Raw genomic sequence first — 12,051 nt, 5'->3', positions numbered from 1 at the left:
AAACGATTCAACTCACCAAGGTCGCGCCGCTGTTGACGCCGTCGCCACGCCGCACTTCCCGTCACTTCCCCCGTCGCTTCCCCCGTCACTTTCCCCCGTTACTTTCCCCGTCGTCAGGACGCGCGAAGGAGCCGCCGCATGCCCGGACCACAGCTGACGAGACGCACCTTCGTCGCCGCATCGGGCGTGGCGGCCGGTGCCGCCCTGGGGGTGGCTCCCGCAGCCGCCACCACCCGTGGGGGCGCCGCCCCGGCCGGGCCCGCACTCGACGAGTTCCCGCTGGGCGACGTGACGCTCCTCGACAGTCCGTTCCGCGCCAACATGCTCCGCACCTGCGCCTACTTGAAGGCCGTGGACCCCGACCGGCTGCTGCACACCTTCCGGACCAACGTCGGCCTGCCCTCCGACGTCGAGCCCTGCGGCGGATGGGAGGCGCCGGACGTCCAACTGCGCGGCCACACCACCGGCCACCTCCTGTCCGGACTCGCCCAGGCGCGGGCCGCCACGGGGGACGACGCGTACGCCGACAAGGCCCGGTACCTCGTGGAGTCCCTGGCGGCATGCCAACGGGCCGCGCCCGCCGCCGGATTCACCCCCGGCTACCTCTCGGCCTTCCCCGAGCAGGTCTTCACCGATCTGGAGGGCGGCGGCAAACCCTGGGCGCCGTACTACACGATCCACAAGATCATGGCGGGGCTGCTCGACCAGTACCGGCTCTGCGGGAACCGGCAGGCCCTCGGCGTCCTCGAAGGGCTCGCCGGCTGGGTCGAGGCGCGGATGGCCCCGCTGGACGAGACAGGGCGGCGCAATGTGCTGCGCGTGGAGTGGGGCGGCATGAACGAGGTGCTCGCCGCCCTGCATCTCGCCACCGGCGACGAGACCGCCCTGCGCACCGCGCGCCGCTTCGACCAGGAGGACCTGTTCGGGCCGCTGGCCGAGGGGCGCGACGAACTGGACGGGCACCACGCCAACACCGAGATCGCCAAGATCGTCGGCGCCGCCCGGCTGTACGACGCCACCGGCGAGGACCGCTACCGGGCGATCGCCGCGCACTTCTGGGACATCGTCGTCCACGACCACTCGTACGTCATCGGCGGCAACGCCAACCAGGAGTTCTTCGGGCCGCCCGGCGAGATCGTGAGCCGGCTGTCCGAGGAGACCTGCGAGAACTGCAACACGTACAACATGCTCAAGCTGGGCCGCCGCCTCTTCCTGCGCGACCCCGGCAAGGCCGCCTACATGGACCACTACGAGTGGGCCCTGTACAACCAGATGCTCGGCGAGCAGGACCCCGAATCGGCGCACGGCTACGTCACGTACTACACCGGACTGTGGGCCGGTTCGCAGCGACAGCCCAAGGGCGGCCTCGGGTCCGCGCCGGGCAGCTACAGCGGCGACTACGACAACTTCTCCTGCGACCACGGCACCGGCCTGGAGACCCACACCAAGTTCGGCGACACCGTCTACTTCCGGTCGGCGCGGGCCGAAGGATCCGAGTCCACCCTGTACGTGAATCTGTTCATCCCCTCCGAAGTGCGCTGGAAAGAGGCAGGGGTGACTGTGCGTCAGACCGGCGGGACGCCGGACGGCGACGGGCCCGTCCGGATCACCGTCACGCGCGGCGCGGCCCGCTTCCGCCTCAAGGTGCGCATCCCCGGCTGGCTCGCCGACGCGGACCGGCCGCTGAAACCCCGCGTCACGGTCAACGGACACAAGGCCGACACGTCCGGCGCGGTGCCGGGTGGCTATCTGACCCTCGACCGGCACTGGCGTACGGGCGACACCGTCGAACTCACCTTCCCCCGGGCCCTGACCTGGCGCCCCGCCCCCGACAACCCGCACATCCAGGCCCTCTCCTACGGGCCGCTGGTCCTCGCCGGCGCATACGGCACCACCGACTCGCCCACCATTCCCGCCCTGACCCCCGCCTCCGTACGCCGGACCGCACCGGGCGGCACGGAGTTCACCGCGACCGGGACGGACGGCACGGAGATCGCGCTGCGCCCCTTCCACGGGATCCACCACCAGCACTACAACGTCTACTTCGCGACCGCGCCCCGCCCCGGCCGATCCCGCGAGACCGCCCGCTACCTCCTGGCCGAGGGCTCGGGCGACATCGTCGCGGACGCCACCGGCACGCACCCCGACGGCCGGCTCACCGGCGGCGCCACCTGGGCCACGGGCCGCGACGGGCACACCGCCGCCGTCGCCCTCGACGGCGTCGACGGTCACGTCGCCCTTCCACGGGGCCTGATCACGGGACTCACCGAACTGACGGCCAGTTGCTGGGTGCGCGTCGACACGCAGAGCAACTCGGCCCGGATCTTCGACCTCGGCTACCACAAGGCGACGTACCTCTTCCTCGCCGCCCGCACCGGGACGGGGCGCCCCCGCGCCGCCCTGAAGATCGCCGGGATGGAGGGCGAGGACTTCGTGGACGCCAACGCGCCGTTGCCGACCGGCAGTTGGACCCACGTCGCGCTCACCGTCGGCGACGGCAGCGGGGTCCTGTACGTCGACGGCGTCGAGGCGGGCCGCAACGACGCCTTCGTCTCCTCCCCCCTGCTCCTCGGCGCGACGAGCCGCAACTACCTGGGCCGCTCCCAGAACCCGACCCACCCCTACCTGCACGGAGCCGTCGCCGGCTTCCGCGTCCACAACCGCGCCCTGCCCGCCGCCGCCATCGCGGCGCTCGCCCGCGCCTGACGACCCCCGCGTATCCGAACCTCACGCGCCTGAAGGCGCCTGTCTCCGAACCCCACGCGCCTGGAGACGTCACGAGCCCGCAGACTCCGCACGCCTTGAACACCCCAGCAGAAAGCCTCGCCATGCCTGAACACCTCTCCGTCCTGTCCAGACGCGGCTTCGTCGCCCTCTCCGCGCTCACCGCCGCCGCGGCCACCGGCGGCCTGCCCGCACCCGCCTTCGCCGACCGCGGCACCACCGGCTTCGACGCGAAGGGCTTCGCCGATCCGCGCCACGACAGCCGGCCCGCCGTGTACTGGTACTGGAACGGGCCCGTCACCCACGAACTCGTCGACACCCAGCTCGCCGACCTGCGGTCCAAGGGCTTGTACGAGGTCGTCGTCTTCCCCTTCGACAACGCGGAGATGCAGCCCGCGTTCTTCACCGAGGACTGGTTCGACGTCGTCGGGCACGTCCTGGAGACCGCCGAGAAGACCGGCATGAAGGTGTGGCTGTTCAACGACAACCACTTCCCGAGCGGTCGCGCCGGCTACTTCGTCACCAATGGCGGCACCGTCGGCAGGCGCACCTACGAGCCGCGCCACGACCTGCGCCTGAAGGGCCTGTGGCGGTCGACGGCCGTCGTCCGCGGACCCGCCACCGTCAGACTGTCGGAGACGACGGGCGTGGGCGTCGACGCGGGTCAGCTCGTCGCCGACGCCGCCGTCCTCGCTGGAGGAGCCGTGCTGAGCGCGGGCGCCGACTGGGGCGACTGCACCGTCACCACGAGCGCCAAGCCCGACGTCCTCGCCGCCGGACTGCTGGTGCGCGCCGCACCGGACGGCCGCGACGGACTGCTCGTCGAGTTCGACCAGACCGGCGTCGTCACCCTGTCCCGCCTCACCGACGGCACCGCGACCCAACTGGCGAAATCCACCCGCACCGACGGCTTCAACAAGACCAAGTTCCACACCCTCGCCGTCACCGTGCGCGGCACCACCGCCACCGTCACTCTCGACGGCAAGGACAAGGGCGGCGTCACCGACGACACCCTCACCCACCACAGCGTCGGCGTGCACGCCCGCGACGGCCAGCGCTCCCTGTGGGAGGACCTGAAGATCACCGGCGCCGACGGGACCGTCCTCCACACCCAGACCTACGAGGAGTCCTCCGCCGCCGGGGACTTCGCGACCAGGACCGCGCCGAAGAGCGCACCCGCCCCGGCCGCGGCGACCGCCCGCCCTGCCGGTTCGGCCGACGCGCGCGACCTCGTGGAACTCACCGGCCGCATCGCCGGGGACACCTGGCGCGTCCCGGACGGCCGCTGGCAGATCGACCTGTTCGGCGGCGTCGACCTCGTCGACGACTCGGTGGGCTACGCCCGCGGCTACGTCGATCTGCTCGACGACGAACCGGTCGAGCTGTTCCTCGACATCGTGCCCGGCGAGTACCACCGCCGCTTCCGCCGCTACTTCGGCACCGTCATCAAGGGCTTCTGGGACGACGAACCCTTCATCGCCTCCGCCCAGCCGCACTCCTTCAAGCGCCGCCCCTGGTCACCCACGCTCGCCAAGGCCCTCACCGCCGTCGACGCCGAACCGGGACCGGCGTACGCGAGCGCCTTCGACGACCTCGGCGAGAAGGGCCGCGTCCTGCGCGGACGCTACTGGCAGGCCGTCTCCGACCGGTTCTCGCGCTACTTCGAGAAGCAGTCCGAGTGGTACGCCGAGCGCGGCGTCCGCCTGATCACCAACCCGCTGTACGACGAGACGGCCCCGTCCAAGCGGATCGAGTCCACCGGCGACCTCCACAAGATCAACCAGTGGGCCCAGGTTCCCGGCGGCGACTGCATCACCGCCGAGTACGAGCTGAACACCCCGACCATGGACCCGCGCAACCCGGCCTCGGTCGCCCACCAGACCGGCCGGCCGCGCGTCCTCATGGAGATGTTCGGCAACATGGGCTGGCAGATCGCCCCGGACTTCATGCGGGCCCTCGTCGGCGCCTACGCCACCCGCGGCATCAACCTCGCCGTGCTGCACGCCCTGTGGACCGACGAGACCCACGTCTACTTCGCGCCGCCGTTCGGCCCCCGCAACCCCTGGTGGTGGGCGATGCCGCCGGTCTCCGCCTGGATCGGCCGCGTCATGGAACTGGCCCGCGGCACCTCCGGCGCCCGCACCGCGCTGCTCCAACCCCAGCGCGCCGCCGAGCAGTTCACCGGCTCCGACCGGATGGACGAGGTCGACGGCACCTTCGCGGAGGCCGCCTTCGCCCTGGAGCGGGCACAGGCCGACTTCGACCTGGTCCACGAGGGCGCGCTGAGCGGCGACAAGGCGCTGCTCGCCCACGCGGAGACCGACCACGGGGTCCTGCGCGTCGGCCGGGCGGCCTACGAACTCGTCGTCGTGCCCTCGACCCCCGTACTGAACACCGCGACCGTGCGGACCCTCGCCCGCTTCGTACGGTCCGGCGGCACCGTCGTGACCGTCGGCGAACCGCCCGCGCTCGCCGCCGACGGGGACGACACCGCCCTCGCCAAGGAGCTGGACGGGCTCTTCCGGCACCCGCGCGCCCGGCGCGTCGCGGACCCGGAAGGACTCGCCGGGGAGACGAGCAGGGCCGGCGTCCGCGCAGCCGTCCTCGAACCCGCCGCCGACGCCGTCCGCGTCCTGCGCTCCACGCGCGGCAACGACACGGCGTTCCTGTTCAACAACGAGAGCGGCAGCCGGGTCAGCACCACCGCCCTGCTGCCCGCGCACGGCGAACCCGAGCTGTGGAACCCGGCCACCGGCACGGTCCGGCCCGCTCCCGTCCGCTCCTCGCCCACCCGCGACGGCGTCCGCCTGCCGCTGATCCTCGACCCGTACGAGACGCTGGCCGTCGTCGTCCGGCAGCGCGCCACGGCCGCCCCCTTCCTCACCGGCACGGACGGCCTGCCCGCCACCGCGGTCACCGCCGTCACCCGCCGCGGGAAGCAGCTGCGCGTTACCGCCCTCGCCGACACCCCCGGCACCCACCGCCTCACCGGCCGCGACGGCGACACCACCTACACGGGCACCGCACGCGTCACCGACCCGCTCACCCCGATCCCCGTCGACGGCGACTGGACACTCACCCTCGCGGCGGACGGGGCCGAACCCGTCACCCGCCCGCTCGGCAGCTGGAGCGACCTCGCGCCGCTCCACTCCGGCAGCGGCACCTACACCAAGGACATCAGGCTCGACGCCGCCACCCTCCGCGGCCGCCGCCTCGTCCTCGACCTCGGCACCATCCGTGAGATCGCCGAAGTGACCGTCAACGGCACGGAGTTCGGGCCCGCGCTCTGGTCGCCGTACACCGTGGACGTGACGGACGGCCTCAAGCCCGGCGTCAACCGGATCGCGGTCCGCGTCTCCAACACGCTGTCCAACGAGCGCAACAAGCCCCTGCCGTCCGGCCTCATCGGCCCGGTCGTCCTGCGCCCGCGCCTTCCCCTCACCGTCGACCTCGCGCCCGCCCGCGCCTGACCGGAGGCTCCGCCATGACCCGACGCAGACACTCCCTCCTGCTCGCCACCGCGCTCACCGCCCTGATCACCGCCGCGCCGTCCGCCGTGGCCGTCCCGGCCGCGGGCGGCACCGCGACCGCGCTGCGCACCCAGCACCTGAGCAGCGCCCTCGGCATCGACGACACCACGCCCGAACTCAGCTGGCAGCCGCGCGGTGGAGGCCAGAGCGCCTACCGCGTCCAGGCCGCCACCAGCCGCGCCGCCCTCGCGGCGGGTCGCGCGGACCTCTGGGACTCGGGGAAGGTCGTCTCCCGCGTGCCGCAGACCACTTACGCGGGCCACGGCATCGGCTCACGGACCCGCGTGTACTGGCGGGTGCAACTGTGGTCGCCCGGCGCGGCCCGCCCCGCCGCCTGGAGCGCACCCGCCGTCTTCGAGACCGGCCTCACAAAGGCCGGGGACTGGTCCGCCGACTGGATCACCCACAAGGACTGGGAACTCGGCCGACGCACCGTCCAGCCCGTCACGGTCGAACTCCCGCGCACCACGGCCCGCTTCGTACGCCTCGACGTCACCCGGCTCGGCCTCCCGCTCGCCGACGACTTCCCCGCCCTCTCCCACCGCCTCCAGCTCGCCGAGATCGAGGTCCGCGACTCCGCCGCCCCGGACGCCGACCTCGCCCAGGGCGCCACCGTCACCGCGTCCGAGACCGACACCGAACGCAAGGTGTGGGAGCCGAAACTGGCCGTCGACGGCGTCACCAACAGCGCCTGGAACCAGGCCGCCGGCTACGCGAGCCGGCCCCACGACAGCGCCGACGCGCCCGTGACGGTCACCCTCGACCTGGGGGATGCGAAGACCTTCGACCGGGTCGTCCTGTACCCGCGCGCCGACGTCCTCACCGACGACGGCCGCGTCCCGAACTTCCCCGTCGACTACTCCCTCGGCACGTCCGACACGGCCGACGGCCCGTACACGACGGCCGCGACCGTCTCCGGCCAGAAGCCCCCCGAGCCCTATCTGCCCGCCGGACTCCCGGTGTTCGCGAAGGACTTCACCCTCCCCAAGGGCATCCGCTCGGCACGGCTCTACATGTCGGGCCTCGGCGTGTACGACGCGCAGCTCAACGGCAAGCCCGTCGGGGACGCCGTCCTCGAACCGGCCAACACCGACTTCGCCGACCGCGTCCAGTACGCCACCTACGACGTGACCCGCCAACTCCGCTCCGGCGCCAACGCGTTGTCGGTCGAACTCGGCAACGGCATCTCCAACCAGCTCTCCACCGCCGACCGCTACCGCAAGCTCTACGGGAACCAGGCCGACCCCAAACTGATCGCCCAGCTGGAGATCACCCTCGCCGACGGCAGCGTGCGCCGCATCGCCTCCGGCACCGACTGGCGCACCACGCTCGGCGCGACCACCTCCTCCAACTGGTACGGAGGCGAGGACTACGACGCCCGCCGCGCACCCTCCGCGGACCACACGAAGTGGGCCCGCGCCGAAGAGGTCGACGCGGCCGACGCCCCCGCCGTGCTCAGCGCCCGCGAGACCGAACCCGTCCGCGTCGTCGAGACCCTCGAAGGGACCGAGGTGTCCGGCGCCGCCGAGGGCAGCCGCGTCTTCGACCTCGGCCGCAACATCGCGGGCTGGCCCGAACTCACCGTCACCGCCCCCGCCGGCACCACGATCCGCGCCTACCCGGCCGAGAGCCTCAAGGACGGCCACGCCAACCAGTCCATCAGCAACGTCGGCGCGCCCCTCTGGGACAGCTACACCACGGGCGGCAAGCGGACCGAGACCTGGCACCCCAAGTTCAGCTACCACGGCTTCCGTTACGTCGAGATCCGCGGCCTGCCCGCAGGCGCCACCGTCTCCGTGCGCGGCAAGGTGCTGCGCACCGACAACGCCTCGGCGGGCACCTTCACCAGCTCGAACGACCTCATCAACGGCATCCACCGCATCACCCGCCGGGCCGTCGAGGGCAACATGATGAGCGTCCTCACCGACTGCCCCAGCCGCGAGAAGCTCGGCTGGCTCGAACAGGACCAGCTCGTCTTCCCCACCCTCGCCGCCAACTACGACATGCGCTCCTACCTCCGCAAGATCGTGCGCGACATGGCCGACGCCCAGACGACCGACGGCCTCGTCCCCTCCACCGTCCCGGACTACGTCCAGCTCCCCGGCACCTACCGCAACGACGCCAACTGGGGCGGCGCGTTCGTCCTCGTGCCCTGGCAGCTCTACACGACCTACGGCGACCAGGAGACGCTGCGGTCCTACTACCCGCAGATGAAGAAGTACGTCGAGTTCCTGGAGCAGAAGGTCTCCGGCGGCATTCTCGACTACTCCCTCGGCGACTGGTTCACCCCGGACACCACCTTCCCCAAGGCGGTCTCCGGCACCTACGGCTACTGGCGGATCGTCGACGCCCTCAGCGACATCGCCCGCGTACTCGGCGACGACGGCGACGCCGCCACCTACCGGGCGAAGGCCGACACGAGCGCGCGGGCGCTGACGGAGAAGTACTACGACCAGGAGAGCGGCACCTTCGGCGGCGGCGGACAGGGCGCGGAGGCGCTCGCCCTCGACATGGGCGCCTATCCGGAAGGCCAACGGCAGCGGCTGGTCGATCACTTGGTGGCGAGCGTCGAGGCCGCCGGCGACCATCTGCTGCTCGGCGAGATCTCGCTGCCCGCGGCGTTCCGCGTGCTGTCGCAGGCCGGCCGCGACGACGTCGTCTACAGGATCGCGACACAGGCCACGTCGCCCAGCTACGGCTACCAGGTGCTCGCGGGCAACACCACGCTCGGCGAGAGCTGGGACGGCGGCTCGGGCCAGTCGCAGAACCACTTCATGCTCGGCGCGATCGACGCCTGGTTCACCCGGCGCCTCGCCGGACTCGACCAGACCTCGGACTCGGTCGGCTACCGCGAACTGCGGATCGCCCCGGCCGTCGTCGGCGACCTCACCGCCGCCTCGGCCACCTACACCACCCCGTACGGCGAGGCCGCGAGCCGCTGGCGGCGCGACGGCGACCGGCTGACCCTGACCGCCCGCGTCCCGGCGGGCAGCACGGCCCGCGTCGAACTGCCGGTCACCACCGGCCGCGCCGAGGCGCCGAAGGGCGCCCGGCTCGTCGGACAGGCCGACGGCGTGGCCACCTACGAGGTCGGATCCGGCACCTGGACCTTCCGCTCCACGTACACGCCGGGACGGTGACGCCACCGTCGGACGGGACGTCGTCACCCTCGACGGCGTCCCGTTCGGCGGACCGGACACGGGCCGGGCCGCCCCACGTACACTCGCGGGGCCGCACCCGTTCACCTGGAGGATCACACCCGATGGCACAGTCCGTGGGGATCAAGGACGTCGCCCGCGTCGCCGGGGTGTCCGTGGGCACCGTCTCGAATGTGATCAACCGGCCGGAGACCGTCGCCGAGGAGACCCGCGCCCGCGTCCTGTCGGCCATCGACCGGCTCGGCTACGTCCGCAGCGAGTCGGCCCGCCAACTGCGCGCGGGTCGCAGCCGCATCATGGGGCTGCTCGTCCTCGACATGGGCAACCCGTTCTTCGTCGACGTCGCGCGCGGCGCCGAGCGGGCCGCCCGCGAGGCGGGCCTCGGCGTCATGGTGTGCAACAGCGCGCAGAGCCCCACCGAGGAGGCCGAGTACCTCTCCCTCTTCGCCGAGCAGCGGGTGCGCGGCGTGCTGCTCACCCCGGCCGAGGCGACCGGCCGCACCGTCGAGCAGTTCCGGCGCCACGACATCCCCTTCGTGCTCGTCGACCGGGTCGCCGAGGGCGCCACCGAGTGCTCCGTCTCCGTCGACGACGTCAACGGCGGCGCGCTCGCCGTACGCCACCTCGCCGACGCGGGACACCGGCGGATCGCCTACGTCAGCGGCCCGCCCGCCCTGAACCAGGTCAAGGACCGGCGCCAGGGCGCGCTGCGCGCCCTCGACGAGGCCGGACTGCCCGCCACCGCCCTGCACGAACTGCCCACCGAACGCCTCGACGTCGCCGCCGGACGCGACGCGGGCGCCCGGCTCCTCGGCCTCGCCGACCGCCCCACCGCCGTCTTCTGCGCCAACGACCTCCTCGCCCTCGGCGTCCTGCAGTCCCTGTACGCCGCCGGGGTGCGGGTCCCCGAGGACATCGCCCTCGTCGGCTACGACGACATCGAGTTCGCGGCCGCCGCCGCGGTGCCGCTCACCTCGGTGCGGCAGCCTGCCGTCACCATGGGTGCCCTCGCCGCCGAGCTGCTCCTGGAGGAGATCGAGGCCGCCGACCGGCCCGGCGGCGGACACGAGCACCGCCGCGTCGTGCTCCAGCCGGAACTCGTCGTCCGCGGCTCCAGCCTGGGCCCGCGCTGACCGTGCCCGACCCCATGTGCTGAACTGGTCCGCAGATCCGGAATGTCCGCACTCCGGACACCCCGTACCGCCCTGCGCACAGGAGCCGAATTGAGCGCCGCCCGCTACCGCCAGCCCGGAGTCGTCCTCACCGACCGCCGCTTCACCGTTCCGCTGGACCACGACACCCCCGACGGCGAGCGCATCGAGCTGTACGCGCGCGAGGCCGTCGCCGCCGGACGCGAGGACGACACGCTGCCCTGGCTGGTCTACCTCCAGGGCGGCCCCGGCTTCGGCGCCAACCGGTTCTCCGGGCAGCAGGCATGGCTGGGCCGGGCCCTCCAGGACTACCGGGTGCTGCTCCTGGACCAGCGCGGCACCGGCGCCTCCACCCCCGCCAACCGCCAGACGCTCCCGCTGCGCGGCGACGCCGAACAGCAGGCCGCCTACCTGACCCGGTTCCGCGCCGACTCGATCGTCCGCGACTGCGAGACGATCCGCCCCGAGGTCACCGGCGGCGCGCCCTGGACCGTCCTCGGCCAGAGCTTCGGCGGCTTCTGCGCCACGCACTACCTCTCCGCCGCGCCCGAGGGCCTGGACGCCGCGCTCATCACCGGCGGCCTGCCCACGCTGGACGGCCACGCCGACGACGTCTACCGCGCCGCCTACCCGCGCATCGAGCGCAAGGTCCGCGCGCACTACGCCCGGTACCCGATGGACGTGGAGCGGGCCCGCGAGATCGGTGCGTACATCGCCGAACACCGGCCGGAGCTGCCCGGCGGCTACACGCTCACCCTCGAAGCCTTCCAGTCCCTCGGCATCTGGCTCGGCGGCAGCGACGGCAGCGACCGCCTGCACTATCTGCTGGAGGACGCGTTCGTCCGCACCCCCGCGGGCCGCGAACTCTCGGACTCCTTCCGGGAACAGGTCGCCGGCGCCCTGTCGTACGCCGCCCACCCGCTGTACGCCCTCCTCCACGAGGCCATCTACGCGCAGGGCGGCCGGGCCACCGAGTGGGCCGCCGAGCGGGTCCGCGCCGAGTTCCCCCAGTTCGACGGCGAGCAGGCACTCGCCTCGGGCGGGCCGCTCTACTTCACCGGGGAGTCCATCCACCCCTGGCAGTTCGACTGCGACCCGGCGCTGCGACCGCTGCGGGACGTGGCGGCGGCGCTGGCCGACCGGACCGAGTGGGCGCCGCTGTACGACCCGGCGCGGCTCGCCGCCAACGAGGTGCCGGTGGCCGCAGCCGTCTACCACGACGACATGTACGTGGACACGGAGCACGCGTTGCGTACGGCTCGTTCGGTACGGGGGCTGCGGCCCTGGGTGACGAACGAGTTCGAGCACGACGGTCTGCGGGCGGGCGCTCCGCGCGTCCTGGACAGGTTGCTGGCGATGGTGCGCGGGGAGGTCTGAGTCTTCGGCTGCGGGTGCGTCGTGGCTGGTCGCGCAGTTCCACGGCGCCACCTGGCGCCCGTCGGTGCGCAGCATCACCGACGTCCCCTCGAACCTGCCGAACCCACCGGG

At 72.7% G+C, this 12,051-nt stretch carries 5 protein-coding genes; all 5 read left to right on the top strand.

Annotated elements, in window-relative coordinates:
* Positions 1-138 precede the first annotated feature (138 nt).
* The 5 genes from ABZ930_RS22450 (at position 139) to ABZ930_RS22430 (ending at position 11,940) form a co-directional block, all read left to right on the top strand.
* On the top strand, positions 139-2,706 hold the full coding sequence (locus ABZ930_RS22450; RefSeq protein ID WP_361550386.1) for a beta-L-arabinofuranosidase domain-containing protein: 2,568 nt from the start codon (positions 139-141) through the stop codon (positions 2,704-2,706).
* Positions 2,707-2,828: 122 nt separating this feature from the next.
* Positions 2,829-6,194: a glycosylhydrolase-like jelly roll fold domain-containing protein gene (locus ABZ930_RS22445; RefSeq protein WP_361550384.1), complete on the top strand. Its 3,366-nt coding sequence runs from the start codon at positions 2,829-2,831 to the stop codon at positions 6,192-6,194.
* A gap of 14 nt (positions 6,195-6,208) precedes the next feature.
* Positions 6,209-9,394: a family 78 glycoside hydrolase catalytic domain gene (locus tag ABZ930_RS22440; protein ID WP_361550382.1), complete on the top strand. Its 3,186-nt coding sequence runs from the start codon at positions 6,209-6,211 to the stop codon at positions 9,392-9,394.
* Between the two features lie 122 nt (positions 9,395-9,516).
* A complete protein-coding gene (locus ABZ930_RS22435; RefSeq protein WP_361550380.1) occupies positions 9,517-10,545 on the top strand; it encodes a LacI family DNA-binding transcriptional regulator in 1,029 nt (342 codons plus the stop codon).
* Positions 10,546-10,587: 42 nt separating this feature from the next.
* Entirely contained in the window at positions 10,588-11,940 is a 1,353-nt protein-coding gene (locus ABZ930_RS22430; RefSeq protein WP_361550378.1) for an alpha/beta fold hydrolase, read from the top strand.
* Positions 11,941-12,051: the final 111 nt, after the last annotated feature.

It is taken from the genome of Streptomyces sp. NPDC046716 (genome assembly GCF_040645755.1).
Lineage (GTDB): Bacteria > Actinomycetota > Actinomycetes > Streptomycetales > Streptomycetaceae > Streptomyces.
Note: the sequence above shows the minus strand (reverse complement) of the source record. Positions and strands in the feature narration are given on the sequence as shown.

Excerpts from the sequence above, each read along its gene's own strand:
- ABZ930_RS22450 (WP_361550386.1), top strand. The coding sequence starts at position 139 with ATGCCCGGACCACAGCTGACGAGACGCACCTTCGTCGCCGCATCGGGC.
- ABZ930_RS22445 (WP_361550384.1), top strand. The coding sequence starts at position 2,829 with ATGCCTGAACACCTCTCCGTCCTGTCCAGACGCGGCTTCGTCGCCCTC.
- ABZ930_RS22440 (WP_361550382.1), top strand. The coding sequence starts at position 6,209 with ATGACCCGACGCAGACACTCCCTCCTGCTCGCCACCGCGCTCACCGCC.
- ABZ930_RS22435 (WP_361550380.1), top strand. The coding sequence starts at position 9,517 with ATGGCACAGTCCGTGGGGATCAAGGACGTCGCCCGCGTCGCCGGGGTG.
- ABZ930_RS22430 (WP_361550378.1), top strand. The coding sequence starts at position 10,588 with ATGTCCGCACTCCGGACACCCCGTACCGCCCTGCGCACAGGAGCCGAA.